The 15,149-nt window shown below is 74.8% G+C and carries 16 protein-coding genes; 13 read left to right on the forward strand and 3 right to left on the reverse strand.

What is annotated here, in order from left to right; all coding sequences use genetic code 11:
- The first annotated feature begins 16 nt into the window (after positions 1–16).
- Both ABD160_RS10900 and ABD160_RS10905 read left to right on the forward strand, forming a co-directional pair.
- Positions 17–664, forward strand: a complete 648-nt coding sequence (locus ABD160_RS10900) for a DUF742 domain-containing protein (protein WP_344021119.1) — start codon at positions 17–19, stop codon at positions 662–664.
- Entirely contained in the window at positions 645–1,262 is a 618-nt protein-coding gene (locus ABD160_RS10905) for a GTP-binding protein (RefSeq protein ID WP_425563600.1), read from the forward strand. Before ABD160_RS10900 ends, ABD160_RS10905 begins: the two co-directional genes overlap by 20 nt.
- Here the strand turns inward: ABD160_RS10905 and ABD160_RS10910 are convergent.
- Positions 1,259–3,535: a helicase-associated domain-containing protein gene (locus ABD160_RS10910; protein WP_344021123.1), complete on the reverse strand. Its 2,277-nt coding sequence runs from the start codon at positions 3,533–3,535 to the stop codon at positions 1,259–1,261. The genes ABD160_RS10905 and ABD160_RS10910 overlap by 4 nt on opposite strands.
- Positions 3,536–3,647: 112 nt before the next feature.
- Between ABD160_RS10910 and ABD160_RS10915 the strand changes: the two genes are divergently transcribed.
- Together ABD160_RS10915 and ABD160_RS10920 are read left to right on the forward strand one after the other, a co-directional pair.
- Positions 3,648–3,830, forward strand: coding sequence for a hypothetical protein (locus tag ABD160_RS10915; protein WP_344021125.1), 183 nt, complete (start codon positions 3,648–3,650; stop codon positions 3,828–3,830).
- Between the two features lie 2 nt (positions 3,831–3,832).
- Complete coding sequence (locus ABD160_RS10920; RefSeq protein WP_344021127.1) at positions 3,833–4,459, forward strand: nucleotidyltransferase family protein; 627 nt, start codon at positions 3,833–3,835, stop codon at positions 4,457–4,459.
- Here the strand turns inward: ABD160_RS10920 and ABD160_RS10925 are convergent.
- Entirely contained in the window at positions 4,449–5,051 is a 603-nt protein-coding gene (locus tag ABD160_RS10925; protein WP_344021129.1) for a LysM peptidoglycan-binding domain-containing protein, read from the reverse strand. The two genes, ABD160_RS10920 and ABD160_RS10925, sit on opposite strands and share 11 nt — an antisense overlap.
- Before the next feature lie 442 nt (positions 5,052–5,493).
- Here ABD160_RS10925 and moaC point away from each other — a divergent pair, with 442 nt between their 5' ends.
- From moaC to ABD160_RS10940, 3 genes are read left to right on the forward strand one after another with little or no spacing between them, the layout of a single operon-like run.
- Positions 5,494–5,991, forward strand: coding sequence for a cyclic pyranopterin monophosphate synthase MoaC (gene moaC / locus ABD160_RS10930; protein WP_344021132.1), 498 nt, complete (start codon positions 5,494–5,496; stop codon positions 5,989–5,991).
- Positions 5,988–6,464, forward strand: a complete 477-nt coding sequence (locus ABD160_RS10935) for a MogA/MoaB family molybdenum cofactor biosynthesis protein (RefSeq protein ID WP_344021134.1) — start codon at positions 5,988–5,990, stop codon at positions 6,462–6,464. Before moaC ends, ABD160_RS10935 begins: the two co-directional genes overlap by 4 nt.
- Positions 6,464–6,892: a molybdenum cofactor biosynthesis protein MoaE gene (locus tag ABD160_RS10940; protein ID WP_344021136.1), complete on the forward strand. Its 429-nt coding sequence runs from the start codon at positions 6,464–6,466 to the stop codon at positions 6,890–6,892. The genes ABD160_RS10935 and ABD160_RS10940 overlap by 1 nt, the downstream gene beginning before the upstream one ends.
- Before the next feature lie 131 nt (positions 6,893–7,023).
- Here the strand turns inward: ABD160_RS10940 and ABD160_RS10945 are convergent, their stop codons facing one another.
- Entirely contained in the window at positions 7,024–7,584 is a 561-nt protein-coding gene (locus ABD160_RS10945; RefSeq protein WP_344021138.1) for a LysM peptidoglycan-binding domain-containing protein, read from the reverse strand.
- A 550-nt stretch (positions 7,585–8,134) separates the two neighbouring features.
- Between ABD160_RS10945 and ABD160_RS10950 the strand changes: the two genes are divergently transcribed.
- The 6 genes from ABD160_RS10950 to ABD160_RS10975 all read left to right on the forward strand — a co-directional run bounded on the left by ABD160_RS10950 (position 8,135) and on the right by ABD160_RS10975 (position 14,744).
- Positions 8,135–9,034, forward strand: coding sequence for an AAA family ATPase (locus ABD160_RS10950; protein WP_344021141.1), 900 nt, complete (start codon positions 8,135–8,137; stop codon positions 9,032–9,034).
- Between the two features lie 2 nt (positions 9,035–9,036).
- Positions 9,037–10,170 carry a vWA domain-containing protein gene (locus ABD160_RS10955; RefSeq protein WP_344021144.1) on the forward strand — a complete coding sequence of 378 codons (1,134 nt, stop codon included), beginning with the start codon at positions 9,037–9,039 and terminating at the stop codon, positions 10,168–10,170.
- Positions 10,163–11,278, forward strand: coding sequence for an XdhC family protein (locus ABD160_RS10960; RefSeq protein ID WP_344021147.1), 1,116 nt, complete (start codon positions 10,163–10,165; stop codon positions 11,276–11,278). The genes ABD160_RS10955 and ABD160_RS10960 overlap by 8 nt, the downstream gene beginning before the upstream one ends.
- Positions 11,279–11,372: 94 nt before the next feature.
- Positions 11,373–12,653: an iron-containing alcohol dehydrogenase gene (locus ABD160_RS10965; protein ID WP_344021149.1), complete on the forward strand. Its 1,281-nt coding sequence runs from the start codon at positions 11,373–11,375 to the stop codon at positions 12,651–12,653.
- Between the two features lie 25 nt (positions 12,654–12,678).
- Positions 12,679–14,055 (forward strand): MadS family sensor histidine kinase, encoded by a 1,377-nt coding sequence (locus tag ABD160_RS10970; RefSeq protein ID WP_344021151.1) that lies wholly within the window; start codon positions 12,679–12,681, stop codon positions 14,053–14,055.
- Positions 14,052–14,744 carry a MadR family response regulator transcription factor gene (locus ABD160_RS10975; RefSeq protein WP_344021153.1) on the forward strand — a complete coding sequence of 231 codons (693 nt, stop codon included), beginning with the start codon at positions 14,052–14,054 and terminating at the stop codon, positions 14,742–14,744. Before ABD160_RS10970 ends, ABD160_RS10975 begins: the two co-directional genes overlap by 4 nt.
- Positions 14,745–15,149: the final 405 nt, after the last annotated feature.

Here is a 15,149-nt window from a genome sequence, read left to right on the forward strand (position 1 = left end):
GGGTAGGTGAGATCCGATGACACAGGACCCGGGCGGGCAGGGCCCCGAGCCCACGTTCGCCGACGTCATGAACGGGTTCAGCCTGGACTCCAGGCGCAAGCCCAGAAAACGGCGATGGGGCTGGGGCCGGGCCGGGGACGACGTACCGGAGGAGAGCCCCCGGCAGGCGCCGCCGCCGTCGCCCGCCGAGATGACCGGACCGATCAGCGGGTCGGCCGCCTACGGGCTGCCGCCCACCCCCGGTGAGCGGGACGCGATCCGCGGCGACCAGCCCTCCCCGTACCCGGGTCCGGCGGCCGCGCCGCCACCGCCCGCTCCCGGTGGGGCCTCGTTCGTGCGGCCCTACGCGTGGACCAGGGGACGCACGAAGTCGGGCTACGAGCTGGCCGTCGAGACCCTCGTCTCGGTCAGCAGCCGGGCCCGCAACCAGCTGGAACGGCTGCCGATGGAGCACCGCACCGTCGCCGACCTGCTGGCCGAGCAGACCCGCTCGGTCGCCGAGGTCGCGGCGCTGCTCTCGCTCCCCCTGGGCGTTGCCCGGGTACTGCTCGGGGACATGGCCTCGAGCGGCACGGTGACCGTTCACCAGACCGCGAGCACCCCCGGCGACGTGCCGGACCTCGCGCTGATGGAAAGGGTGTTGAGTGGACTCCGTCGGCTCTAGGCCACAGCCGCCACAGCCGCCCAGGCCCGTCGCGCGTACCGCGACGATGTCGGCCAAGATCGTCGTCGCCGGTGGGTTCGGCGTCGGCAAGACCACCTTCGTCGGGTCGGTCTCGGAGATCATGCCGCTGACCACCGAGGCGGTGATGACCGAGGCGAGCTCGTCGCACGACGACCTCTCGGCCACCCCCAACAAACGTTCGACGACGGTCGCGATGGACTTCGGCCGCGTCTCGCTGGACTCCGACCTGGTGCTGTACCTGTTCGGCACGCCCGGCCAGCAGCGCTTCTGGTTCATGTGGGACGACCTGGTCCGCGGCGCGATCGGCGCCGTGGTGCTGGTCGACACCCGCCGGCTGGCCGACTCGTTCGCCGCGATCGACTTCTTCGAGGACCGCAACCTGCCGTACGTGATCGGGGTGAACGTCTTCGACGGCCACCTGCAGCACGAGCTGGAGGACGTCCGCGAGGCGATGTCGATCGACCCGTCCGTCCCGATGGTGGTGTGCGACGCCCGGCACCGGCAGTCGACGAAGGAGACGCTGATCGCGCTGGTTCAGCACGCCATGCACCAGCGGATGGCGGCCGGCGCCCGCTAGCGCTCGACCGGCGCGATCGACGTGATCCGGTGCAGCTGGATCCGGCGCAGCTCACCGTCGAGCGCGTCCCGGCCCTCCACGACGCCCCCGCCGACCGAGGTGGGGGCCAGTACCCGGTCGCCCGCGACGCCGTGGCTGTCGACGAACCCGATCCAGACGGTCCGGCCCTCGCGCACCGCGGCCTGCAACGAGGCGAGGTTGCCGGTGGACCCGGTGGCCTCGCGGCGGCCGGCGACGCTGTCCCGCACCCCGGCGAGCGCGTCCCCCGCGCGCAGCCGCTCGACCAGCTCGTCGGTCCGGTCGACGGGGCCGTCCGCCCCGGCCGCTCCGGCCCGCGGGCCGGCCCCGCGCCGCCGCGACTCCGCCCGCCTGCCCCGGGCGGCCAGGTCGAGCACCGCGCCGCCGGCGTCTTCGGCGGCCGGGCTGAACCCGGCGGCCCGCAGCCCGTCCAGCACCTCGGCCAGCGGCAGCGAGCTCACCAGCACGGTCGGCGCGATCCGGCGCAGGCCCAGCTCCGCGGTGCCCTCCTTGGCGAGCACCTCGGAGAGCAGCACCTCGTCGTCGGAGCGCAGGAAGCAGGCGACGGCGGCGCCGCGCAGCCTGCCGTGCCGCCGGGCGACGTCGTCGACCAGGTAGGTGAGGGTCTGCGGGACCGGTGTCCGGGAGCGCTGGGCGAGGAGGTCCTTGACGTCCTCGGCGGTGCGGCCGGTGTCCAGCGCGCGGCGCAGGCTCCGCTCGGTGAACCGGTAGACGGTGGCCCCGCCCGCCGACTCGACCTCGGCGATCATCGCCAGCTCGTGCGCCAGGTCGGCGGACAGCCGGCCGGGTGCGACGGCGGTCAGGTCGGCCTGCAGCAGGATCTCCTCGACCGGTGCGGGCAGCGCCGCGTGCAGTGCGGCCGCCACCGCGGTCGGGTTGCGCGCCTCGCGGGTCGCCGGATCGAGCAGCACCCGCCCGGCGGTGGTCAGCGCGTCGAGCGCCACGACGCCGATGCCGGTCGCCTCGGCGACCGTCCAGCTCACCAGCTCGTCGCGCAGCCGGCCGCCGCGCCGCGGCGCCGCCCAGGCCAGGATCCGGGCCAGGTCGGCGGCCGAGCCGACCGAGGTGCCCGGCGGCAGATCGGCGAGCGACTGCAGGATCCGCCGCCGGTCCCGCGCCGCGGGCGGCCTGCGCGGCCCGTCGGAGAGCGCGGTGACCGGCTTGTCGGCCTCGTCCCGGCGGCCGACCAGTCCGGGCAGCCGGGGCAGCTCCAGCCAGGTCCGGGCCAGCACCGCCCAGCGCGACTCCTCCGGCGCGCTCCCCCAGATGTCCGACGACGGCGTGGGCAGCCACTCCGGCGTGGTCGAGTCGCTGTCGCCGATCAGGTCGGCGCCGTGCAGGACCTCCAGGATCAGCGCGGCCGTCGCCTCGTCGGTGTCCGCCGCCTTGGCGGCCCGGCGCAGGTCGCGCACACCGAACCCGCCGGAGCGGAGCACCCCCGGCCCGTCGGTCGCCAGGAACTCCAGCACGAGATCGACCCGGCGCAGGAACTCCAGCGCCGCACCGGCACCGGTGCCGTCCACGACGGACGGATCCCGCTCGCGCAGCGGCACGTCCGGCCGGGACAGGTCGAGCGGGCCCATCGGGCGGTCGCCGCGCAGCGCGAGCGCCACCTGCCGGGGCAGCTCGACGGTGTCCGGGTCCCGGCGCAGCAGCAGCCCGCGCGAGACCAGCGCGCCGACCGCGCCGGACCCGTCGCCCGCGCCGCGCGAGCGCCCGATCGGCGGGCCGGCGGCGAGCACCTCGAGCACCTTGCGCTCCTCGGCCGTGACCTCGGCCAGCAGCGCGTCCAGTTCGGAGCCGGCCGGCCCGGCCACCTCCCGGCCGAGCCCGGCCGGGAACGGCCCGACCACCTCGGCGGCCGCCGGGACCGTGGCGAGCGCGTCGTCCGGGCCCCACACCAGCGCCCTGGCGCGCAGCGGGACCAGCCCGTCGGCGAAGGTGCGCCGGTCGACGTCCGGGCCGAGCCAGCCGCGCGGCCCGCCGGTGGCCCGGGTGCCGTCCACCGGGGCGCGGGTCGCACCGGCCAGCACGAGCGCCTCCAGCACGGTCAGCGCGACCGTGCCGAGGTCCTCGCAGGCGCGTTGCACCGACGCCCGGATGGAGGCCCGGGTCGCCAGCACCGTGAGATCGGCGGGCGGGGGGACGGCGAGGTCAGGGCGCGCGCGGAGCAGCGCGGCGAGGAACCCGTCGTCCTGCCCGCGCAGCCACTCGACCAGGGACGTCTGCACCACCGCCAGGGTAGTCGGGTGGTGTGGGCCGCACCGGGGCGGACGGGGACGGCGGACGTCGGCGATACTGGGTGCCGACACTGGACGGCGACACCGCCCGATGCTGGAGGAACCGATGGCGTCCAAGCCCGCCGACACCAACCGGATCGACCCGAACTGGCCGCACCTGCCGGACGGCGGGCACGCGGTCACCGAGCTCATGGGCACCGTGCAGGGCAACATGTCGCCGTTCGGCGACGTCGAGTTCCCTGTGGACAGCGTGCCGTACGAGCACCCGGTCACCGAGATCAACCGCTGACCGTGGTCGCCGGACTGCTCCTCGCCGGTGGCGCCGGGCGTCGCATGGGCACCCCGAAGGCGCTGGTCCGGCTGCACGGCGAGCCGCTCGCGGTCCGCGCGGTCAAGGCGCTGCAGGCCGGCGGCTGCGGCCCGGTGACGGTGGTGCTGGGCGCCCGCGCCGACGACGTCACCGACGTGCTGCGGGCCGCCGGCCTCGGCACCGCGGGCAGCGACGTCGGCGTGGTCGTCGCCGAGGACTGGGACGAGGGCATGGGCGCCTCGCTGCGGCGCGGGCTGGGTTCGCTGACCCACCTGCCCGGCACCGGGGCCGCGCTGGTGCACCTGGTGGACCTGCCCGGGGTGGGCCCGGAGGCGATCCGCCGGGTCGCCGAGGGCGCCGGCCACGCCTCGCTGCGCCGGGCCGCCTACGACGGCGTCCCCGGCCATCCGGTACTGCTCGGCCGGGACCACTGGTCGGGCGTGGTGGGCAGCTCCGCGGGCGACGCGGGCGCCCGCGGCTACCTGGCCGGGCACCCGGCGCTGGAGCTGGTCGAGTGCGCCGACATCGCCGTCCCCGACGACGTCGACACCCCGGCCCAGCTGCGTCGGCTGGCCGGGGTGTCACCCGCGACCGGGGTCAGACGTTGACGACCTGACCCGGGTGGATCAGCTGGCCGGCACCCAGGTGCGGGTTCTTGGCCAGCAGGTTCTTCCAGTGCCCGACGCCGTGTGCGGCGGCGATCTTCCCGAGGGTGTCGCCGGCCTGCACGGTGTAGGTCCCGCCCGAGGAGGCCGGGGCGCTGAGCTTCACCCGCTCCGGGGCCTGGCTGCCGGCGTCGCGCTCGACGGTGCGCGGGGTGGCGGACCCGGAGGCACCGGTCTTCTTCGAGCACGACGGCCAGGCGTTCCAGCCCTGCCCGGCCAGCACCTTCTCGGCGACGGCGATCTGCTCGGCGCGGGTGGCCTGGTGCGCGGACGCGGCGTACTCGGTCCCGCCGAACGCCTTCCAGGTGCTCGGGCTGAACTGCAGCCCGCCGTAGTAGCCGTTGCCGGTGTTGATGGACCAGTTGCCGCCGCTCTCGCACTGCGCGAGCCGGTCCCAGGTGGCGTCGCTGGCCGCGTTCGCGGCCGGGACGATCGCCAGCATGGGGGCGCCGAGCACGGCGCCCGCGACGGCCGTCCGGGCGATCGTCCGCCCGGTCGTGCTGGGTTTGCGGTGCTTGCCGCGGTATCGAGCCATGGCACGGATCTCCCCCGTGGCGCCGTCCGACCTGCGCCCGGGGAGGTGGGCGCCGGATCCGTGGCCGGGGAGTGGCCGCCGGATCCGCCTGGCTGTCGGCCCTGTCCCACGTAGAACCTCGGGGACCGGTGGCCGCCGGACAGGGAGCACTGCGGCACCGGGGCCCGTCCGCGATCGGGGAGTCGGTCGGGCCGGGCTCGAAGGTAGGTGACGTCAGGTCGACGCGAAAGCCGACGGCCACCCGGCGTGTCTTCGGACGTTCCGGACAGATCAAGATCGAATAAATGGTTTCCGCAGGTGGCAATGCCCGATCACGAACGCGAAACGCGCATCGGAACAGAGTGTTGTAAAGAACAAACGTGATGCACATCACACTTTATCGTGTGGCCGGGGTGCCGGGCCGACCACCCCGCGTGTGCGGCGCCGCCGTAGGGTCGGCGGGGTGAGTACCGAGCTCAGCCACGTCGACGAGGCCGGGGCGGCCCGCATGGTGGACGTCTCGGAGAAGCAGCCCGGGCGCCGCGCCGCGGTCGCCACCGGCGTCCTGCGGACCACCGCCGAGGTCGTCCGGCTGCTGGAGTCCGACGGCCTCCCCAAGGGCGACGCACTGGCCACCGCCCGGATCGCCGGGATCATGGGCGCCAAGCGCACCCCGGACCTGGTCCCGCTCTGCCATCCGATCGCGATCAGCGGGGTCACCCTGGACCTGGTCCCCGGCACCGAGGGCGCCCACGGCCGGATCGAGATCCGCGCCGAGGTGCGGACCACCGACCGCACGGGCGTCGAGATGGAGGCCCTCACCGCGGTCACCGTGGCCGGCCTCACCCTGCACGACATGATCAAGGCGGTGGACCCGGCGGCTGTGCTGGACGCGGTCCGGGTCGAGCGCAAGGACGGCGGCAAGACCGGGCACTGGACCCGGCCGGCGGACCGCTCGTGAGCGGCCGCAGCGCGCGGGTGGTCACCGCGTCGAACCGGGCCGCCGCGGGCGTCTACGCCGACCGGGCCGGGCCGGTGATCACCGAGTGGCTGCGTGCGCGCGGCTACGAGACCCCCGATCCCGCGGTCGTCCCCGACGGCGAGCCGGTCGGCGGCGCGCTGCGCGCCGCGGTCGACGAGGGCGTCGACGTCGTGATCACCACCGGCGGCACCGGCATCTCGCCCACCGACGCCACCCCGGAGGCCACCCGGGCGGTCCTCGACCACGAGATCCCCGGGCTGGCCGACGCGATCCGGCGGGCCGGCGAGTCCGCCGTCCCCACCGCGGTGCTGTCCCGGGGCGTCGCCGGGGTGGCCCGCCGGACCCTGGTCGTGAACCTGCCCGGCTCCCCGGGCGGGGTGAAGGACGGTCTCGGGGTGCTCGAGCACGTGCTCGACCACGCCGTGGACCAGTTGCGCGGAGGAGACCACTGATGGCAGCAGAGGTGCTGCGGGCCGCCGTCGGCGAGCAGCCGCTGGACGTCGACGAGCACGCCCGGCTGGTCGAGCACGCGGCGGCCGGCGCGGTCGTCACGTTCGCCGGGGTGGTCCGCGACCACGACGGCGGGAAGTCGGTGCACGGGCTGGAGTACAGCGCGCACCCCACCGCGGCCCGGATCGTCGCCGAGGTGGCCGAGCAGGTCGCCGCCGGCAGCCCCGGCGTGCGCGCACTCGCGGTGAGCCACCGGATCGGCCCGCTGGCGATCGGCGAGGTCGCGCTGGCCTGCGCGGTCGCGGCCGAGCACCGCGGCCAGGCGTTCACCGCCTGCGCCGAGCTGGTCGACGAGGTGAAGCGGCTGCTGCCGGTGTGGAAGCACCAGCGGTTCGCCGACGGCACCGACGAGTGGGTCAACTCGACCTGAACGACGCAGCGGCCCGGGTCCGCTCCGCGCAGGGAGCGGACCCGGGCCGTCGTCCGCCGGGGCGGGTGCTGGGGACACCGCGCCCCGCGCCGCGGCCCCGGATGGCGGTCCGGGGCGGCGGGAGCTCCTGCTCAGCCCAGCTTGAGGGTCTGCCCCACGCTGATCAGGTTCACGTTCGAGATGCCGTTCAGCGAGGCGAGCCGCGCGACCGAGGTGCCGTTCGCGGCGGCGATGCGGCCCAGCGTGTCACCGGCCTTGACGGTGTAGCTGCCGCCGCCGGACGACGCCGCCGGGGCGGCGGGCGCGGCCGGGGCCGAGGCGTTCACGCGCTTGCCGGGCTCGGCCGCGTGACCGCGGATGCCCAGCTTCGACGAGCAGGCGGGCCAGGCGCCCCAGCCCTGCGCCGCGAGCACCCGCTCGGCGACCGCGATCTGCTCTGCCCGGCTGGCGTTGTGCGCCGACCCGGTGCCCCCGAAGGCGCGCCAGGTGCTCGGCGCGAACTGCAGCCCGCCGGAGTACCCGTTACCCGTGTTGATCGACCAGTTGCCACCGCTCTCGCACTGCGCGAGCTGGTCCCAGACGCTGTCCGGGGCGGCGTTGGCGGTACCGGCGATCGCAGCCGTGGCGCCGACCGTGACGAGGCCCGCCACGGCCACGCGCAGGAGACTTCGGCCCTTGGGTCCCTGAGACATTGCTGTGCTCCCACCGCGCCGGCCCGGTCAGGTCACACCGCCGCGCAGTGGTCCCCGGGCACAGGTGTGCCCACCGTTCGTCGCCGGGGAGCGTCGATCGGGACCGGGGAGCGACGTCGACGACGCCCGCGGAAGTGTTCGCTACCGTCCCCGTCCCGTTCCTGGTCCTCGACGGACCGGGCTGCCGCAGGACGGGGGTGGTTCGGCGCGGCGGGCCCGGATGTTGGCTCGTTCAACTGGCCGCTCCGGTCGGACCGGCCGCCGAGAAAGGTGAATGCAGGAAAAGAATTCGTCAAACAGCGAGAGGGTGAGCGAAATCATGGTTGCAGGCTTGTAATTATCAGATCGACCCTAAAGCCGCTGGTCAACGACGTCACATCACGTACGTATCACGCGGGTATGAACTGTTCCTGATCGGAAGCATCTCGAACCTTCCGGGCCTCCCGCTCGTCGGTACGGGGATGGGCGCGTGCCGCCTGCCCCACCCCCGGCGGGGGTCCGGGACCTCCTGCTGTGGCCCTCCGCAGCACCCGTCCGGCATGCTGGTTCGGTGAACGACTCCGCACCCGCCGGCCCGACCGGCCCGGCCGAGCTCGCCGCCGCTCTGCGCGCGACCGGCTACCTGGCCGACGACGGGCTCGCGACGGCGACCTACCTGGCGATGCAGATGAACCGCCCGCTGTTCTGCGAGGGCGAGCCGGGCACCGGCAAGACCGCACTCGCACAGGCACTCGCCCAGGTACTCGGCGCCCCGCTGATCCGGCTGCAGTGCCACGACGGCATCGACGCCGGCCAGGCCCTCTACGACTGGGACTTCCCCCGCCAGCTGCTGCACCTGCGCACCCTCGAGGCCACCACCGGCACCGAGGGCACCCTCGATCCCGACACCGTCGAACACAGCCTCTACGACGAGCGGTTCCTGCTCGCCCGCCCCATCCTGCGCGCCCTGCGCACCAGCCCCTCGGTACTGCTCATCGACGAGATCGACCGCGCCGACGACGAGTTCGAGGCCTTCCTGCTCGAGGTCCTCACCGAGCACGCCGTCACCATCCCCGAGCTCGGCGAGATCCGCGCCGACACCCCACCGGTCGTCGTCCTCACCTCGAACCGCACCCGCGAGGTGCACGACGCGCTCAAACGCCGCTGCCTCTACCTGTGGCTGGAGCACCCGACGATCGAGCGGGAGATCGAGATCCTGCACAGCAGGCTGCCCGAGGTGCCCGAGCGGCTCGCCGCCGCCGTCGCGCGCGCGGTGCAGAAGCTGCGGCACAGCGACCTGATCAAGCCGCCGGGCGTCGCCGAGACCCTCGACTGGGCACGCGCGCTGCAGCTGATCGGGGCCCGGCACCTCGATCCGGAGTCCGCCGCACGCACCCTCGGCGCCGTGCTCAAGTACCGGGAGGACGCCGACCGCGTGCACAAGCAGCTCGACGCGCTGCTGGCGTCCTGACCGTGCCGCCGGCCGAACAGCTGCACGCCGACACCCTGCTCACCGGGCTGGTCGGCTTCACCGAGGTGCTGCGCACCGCGGGGGTGCCGGTGACCGGGGACCGGGTCGCGGCGTTCGTGGAGGCCCTCGACACGCTCGACGTCACCGACCGGGACCAGGCGTACTGGGCCGGGCGGCTGACCCTGTGCGGGGACCCGGACGACGTCCTGCGCTACGACCTGGCGTTCCCGGCCTGGTTCGAGCCGTCCCAGGGGCGCCGGGCGTCCAACCGCGACGAGCGGCCCCCGGCCCCGCCGAAGCTGGCCGCGCTCGTCCCCGGGCGGGAGGGCTCCGGCGACGACGACACCGAGGACGGCCCGCAGATCAAGGCCGCGGCCACCGGCACCGAGGTGCTGCGCAGCCGCGACCTGGCCGAGCTCTCCCCGGCCGAGCGCGAGCACCTGCGCCGGCTGATGGCACTGCTCCGGCCGGAGCCACCGACCCGCCCGTCCCGCCGCAAGCGCCGCGCCCCGCGCGGCGTGCCGGACCCGCAGCGCACCCTGCGCACCGCGCTGCGCAACCAGGGCGAGCTGTCCGCGATCCGCCGCCGGAGCTCCTCGCGGCGGCCGCGCAAGGTGGTGCTGCTGATCGACGTGTCGGGCTCGATGGAGCCCTACGCGGACGCGCTGATGCGGTTCGCGCACGCGTTCGTGCGCCGGGCACCGCGCTCGGTGGAGGCGTTCACCCTCGGCACCCGGCTGACCCGGATCACCCGCGAGCTGCGCCAGCGCGACGCCGAGCGCGCGCTCGGCGCGGCCGGGAAGGCGATCCCCGACTGGTCGGGCGGGACCCGGCTGGGTGAGGTGCTCAAGGCGTTCGTGGACCGCTGGGGGCGCCGCGGGGCGGCCCGGCGCGCGGTCGTCGTGGTCTTCTCCGACGGCTGGGAGCGGGGCGGGACCGAGCTGCTCGGCGAGCAGATCGAGCAGCTCTCCCGGCTCGCCCACCGGCTGGTCTGGGTGAACCCGCACGCGGGCAAGGACGGCTACGCGCCGGTCCAGGGCGGAATAGTCGCGGCCCTCCCGCACTTGGACGATCTGCTGGCCGGGCACAGCCTGGACACGCTCGAGAAACTTCTGAAGGTGGTCAGAGATGCGTGACGTCATCGACCAGCTGGAAGGCTGGTGGCGCAAGGGCGAGCCGGCCGCGCTGGCGACGGTGGTCGGGACCTTCCGCTCCGCGCCGCGCCAGCCGGGCGCGTCGATGCTCGTCGGACCCGGCGGCGAAGCGGTCGGATCGGTGTCCGGCGGCTGCGTCGAGGGCGCGGTCTACGAGCTCGGCCAGCAGGTGCTGGCCGAGGACCGGCCGGTGCTGCAACGCTACGGAGTCTCCGACGACGACGCGTTCGCGGTCGGCCTGACCTGCGGCGGGATCCTGGACATCTTCGTGGAGAAGGTGACCCCGGAGACCTACGAGCAGCTCGGCCGGATCAGCGAGGCGATCCGGTCCGAGGAGCCGGTCGCGGTCGCGACCGTCGTCGCGGGACCGGTCGAGCGGCTCGGGAAGCGGCTGATCGTGTGGCCGGACCGGGTCGAGGGCGGGACCGGTTCGGACCGGATCGACGACGCCGTGCGCGACGACGTGCGCGGGCTGCTCGACTCCGGCCGCAACGCCACCCTCACCTACGGCGTCAACGGCGAGCGCCGCGGCGAGGGCCTGCAGGTCTTCGTCGAGTCGTTCGCGCCACCGCCGCGGATGATCGTGTTCGGCGCGATCGACTTCGCGGCGGCGGTGGCCAGGATGGGCTCGTTCCTCGGGTTCCGGGTGACGGTGTGCGACGCCCGCCCGGTGTTCGCGACGGCCAGCCGGTTCCCCGGCGCGAACGAGGTCGTCGTCGAGTGGCCGCACCGCTACCTGCAGGCCGAGGCCGACGCGGGCCGGATCGACCAGCGCACCGCGCTGTGCGTGCTCACCCACGATCCGAAGTTCGACGTGCCGCTGCTGGAGGTCGCGCTGCGGCTGCCCGCGGTCGGCTACATCGGGGCGATGGGCTCGCGGCGCACCCACGACGACCGGATCGAGCGGCTGCGGGAGAAGGGCGTCACCGACGCCGAGATCGCCCGGATGTCGTCGCCGATCGGGCTCGACCTGGGTGCCCGGACACCCGAGGAGACGGCCGTGTCGATCGCCGCCGAGATGATCGCCCAGCACTGGGGCGGAGCCGGGATCCCGCTGGCCGAACGGGAGGGACCGATCCACGCCTCCTGAGGATCCCCCGCTTTCGGAGAGGGCGGCGCACTCCCCCGACCTGCGGATCTCCCTGTACCGTGGGCTGCACGCTCGACAGCGGGAGGGGGGCAGCGTGGTCCTCACCGGTCCATCCGGCAGCGCCGCGCGGGACACCGTGCTGGTACTCGACGGCGGTCCGGCGCATCCCGGCTCCGACGGCGGGTACACGGTCCGCTCGCCGGCCTGCCCGCCCGAGGCGCGCCCCCGGTTGTCGAAGTTCCACGCCCCCGAGATCGTCTTCGGGCCGGACTCGCTGCCCGAGTCGGCACACGCGGCCGTCCGCCTGGGTGCCCGGCGGCCGTTCGTCGTCACCGACCCGGGCGTGACCGAGGCGGGCTGGCCGGCCGAGCTGCTGCGCCACCTGCGCTCCGCGGGCCTGCGCCCGCAGCTGTGGAACGAGATCACCCCGAACCCCAAGGACCACGAGATCCAGGCCGGGTTCGAGCGCTACCAGAGCTCCGGCTGCGACGTCGTGGTCGGCATCGGCGGCGGCTCGGTGATCGACGCCGCGAAGGGCATCGCGCTGCTCGCCGCGAACGGCGGCGCGATCGGCGACTACGAGGGCATCGACCGGATCTCCAACCCGATCCCGCCGCTGGTGATGGTGCCCTCGACCTCGGGCACCGGCGCGGACGTCTCGCAGTTCTGCATCATCACCGACACCGCCCGGCTCACCAAGATCACCATCATGGGCCGGGCACTGGTGCCGGACGTCTCGGTGATCGACCCGCGACTGCTGGTCACCATGCCGGACTGGCTGAACGCCGCCACCGGGCTGGACGCGCTGACCCACGGCATCGAGGCGTTCGTCTCGCTGGCACACGGCCCGCTGACCGACACGCACGCGCTGCACGCCGTCGCACTCGTGCACGCCAACCTGCCGACCACCATGATCCGCCGGCAGGACGACGGCCCGCGCACCGCGATGGCCCAGGCCGCACTGGAGGCCGGTCTCGCCTTCACCAACGCGATCCTCGGTGCGACGCACGCGATGAGCCACCAGGTCGGCGGCATGCTGGACCTGCCGCACGGGCTGATCAACGGCGTGCTGCTGCCGCACGTCATCCGGTTCAACGGCGCCCAGGAGCCGGCCCGGTTCGTCCCGATCGCGCAGGCGATGGGCCTGCCGGCGCGGCCCGGGATGCCGGGCGACGAGGCCGTCGACATGGTCGCCACCGAGGTCCGCAAGCTCGCCGACGAGGTGGGCGTCCCGACCGGGCTGGCCGCGATCGGGGTCCGCGAGGCGGACGTGCCGCGACTGGCCCGGCTCACCCTGGGCGACGCCTGCCTGACCACCAACCCGCGCACGGCGAGCGTCGCCCAGATCGAGGACCTGTTCCGGGAGGCCCTCTAGTGCCGCCCGCAGCGTCCCCCGTCCGATGACCGCCGCGGCACGTTTCCCGAGCCGCCGGACGCCCGCGCCGGCCGCCGAGCGGGCGCCAGGGCCCCGGCCGCGGCCCGATCTCGACGCGCTCACCGGCCTGCGTTCGGGCAAGCCGTCGTTCTACCCGGAGTACCGGGTCAACGCCGAGCGGCTGCGCCGGGTCATCGGCTCGCTGGACCGGATCTCGGCCGCGCTGGTGCGCACGATGGAGGGTTCGGAGGCGCTGGTCCGCGCGGTCGCCGACGCCGCCGCCGATCACCTGTCCGCGGACTGGGTGGTACTGGCACTGGTCGACGGGGAACTGACCGACGCCGAGCCCCGGCACGTGGTGATCGGGCCGGACGGCGTCGAGTGGTCCGAGCTGCGGCTGGTCCCGGACCGGGTGCGCAGGCACATCACCCTGCTGCAGGGCGGCACCGGCACCGAGGACGACGACGACTCCGACCGGCGGCACCTGCACGTCCCGATCCGGTTGAACGGCCGCACCGTCGGCGGCTTCGTCGCCTGGACCCCGCCGGACCGGGAGATCGACGACACCGACCACTCGGTGCTGCGCATCCTGGCCGGCCAGACCGCGTCGGCGTTGCAGAACTGCGCCCTGCTGGACCGGGCGGAGCGGCTGCACGCCCGCACCGCGGCGCAGGCCGAGGACCTGCGCACCCGCAACGACGAGCTGATGCGCACCCAGCAGGCGCTCGGCGCGGCCCGCCAGCGCGAGGTGCTGGACAACGAGCGGCACCGGATCGCCCGCGAGCTGCACGACAGCGTCACCCAGTACGCGCTCTCCGCGGGCATGCACATCGAGCTGTGCCGCAGCGAGATCGACGACCCCCGGCTGCTGGAGCACCTGGACACCGCGAAGGACCTCACCCGGCGCGCGGTGGAGCAGCTCCGCTCGGCGATCTACGCCCTGAACGACGACGACCACGCCGACAAGGACCTGCCCTCGATGCTGCGGCAGCTGTCCACCGTGCACATGCCCGACGAGCTGCGGGTCGAGGTCACGATCGGTGGCACCCCGGTGGCGCTGCCGCACGAGCACGAGCAGTCGTTGTTCCGGATCGCCGGCGAGGCGCTGTTCAACACCGCGATGCACGCGTCGGCGTCCCGGGCGGTGGTGCGGCTGGCCTACCAGCCCGACCGGGTCCGGCTGTCGGTGTCCGACGACGGCGGCGCCGCCCCCGACCAGATCCGGCGCACCCTGCGCGCGGCGTCGGTCCGCGGCCCCTCCGGCGAGCATCGTGGACTGGTCAACATGGACGCGCGGGCCCGCGAGATGGGTGGCACGCTGCGGTTCCGCCGGTCCCGGATCGGCGGGCTGCAGGTGCAGGTGGACGTCCCGTTCGGGACGACCGGGAGGGAGACCCCGTGAGCACCACGGACGTGCGTGGTGGCGGGACCGCCCGCCGGGAGCCGCCGGCCGTCCGGCCGATCCGGATCGTGCTGGTCGACGACCACTCGATCATGCGGCAGGGTCTGCGCGCGGTGCTGGAACGCGAGGAGGACCTGCGGGTGGTCGGCGAGGCGGGCAGCGCCGCCGAGGCCATCGCCGCGGTCGCGGCCAGCCGCCCGCAGGTGGTGCTGCTGGATCTCAAGCTGGCCTCCGGGCCGCAGACCGACGGCCTGGAGGTCTGCCGCAGGCTGTGCGCCGACCATCCCGGCATCGGCGTGCTCGTGCTGACCACCTTCGCCGAGGACCGGCTCGTCGTGGAGTCGGTGCAGGCCGGGGCCCGCGGCTACGTCGTGAAGGACGTCGACACCACCGAGCTGGTCCGGGCGATCCGCGCGGTGTCCCGCGGGGAGAGCGCCTTCGACGCCCGCTCGGCCTCGGCGATGGTGCGCTCGCTGTCCGGCGGGATGCCGGACCGGGAGCGGCTCACCGATCGCGAGCTGGACGTGCTGCGGCTGCTGGCCCGGGGGCTGTCCAACCGCGCGATCGGCACCGAGCTGTTCATCTCCGAGACCACGGTGAAGTTCCACGTCGGGAACCTGATGCGCAAACTGATGGTGTCCCGGCGCGCCGAGGCCGTCTACGCGGCCACCAAGCTCGGGTTGCTCTAGGCCCGGCGCCGGCCCAGCCCGCCCCGCCCGGCCCGCCCGGCCCGGCCCGGCGGGGACGTTCGTCCCGCTCAGCGCCCCCACCAGGCGGCCCAGCCCACCCGGCAGCCCAGCCCACCCGGCGGCACAGCCCACCCGGCGGCACAGCCCACCCGGCGGCACAGCCCACCCGGCGGCACAGTCAACCCGGCGGCACAGCCCACCGGGCGACACAGCGCACCCGGCGGCACAGCCCACCGGGCGACACAGCCCACCGGCCGCGTTCCGCGGAACGCGGCCGGTGGGATCCCGGCCAGAGCCGGATCGGGTCGCCGGGCGGCCGGCCCCGGCCGGGGCCCCGCAGTCGGCCGGGACGCGGGTGACGTGCCGGGCGCGTTCCGCGGAACGCCCACAGCCGGCACGCCGCCG

Origin of the sequence: Pseudonocardia kongjuensis (assembly GCF_039526905.1) — a bacterium.
In the GTDB taxonomy this organism is placed as follows: Bacteria; Actinomycetota; Actinomycetes; order Mycobacteriales; family Pseudonocardiaceae; genus Pseudonocardia; species Pseudonocardia kongjuensis.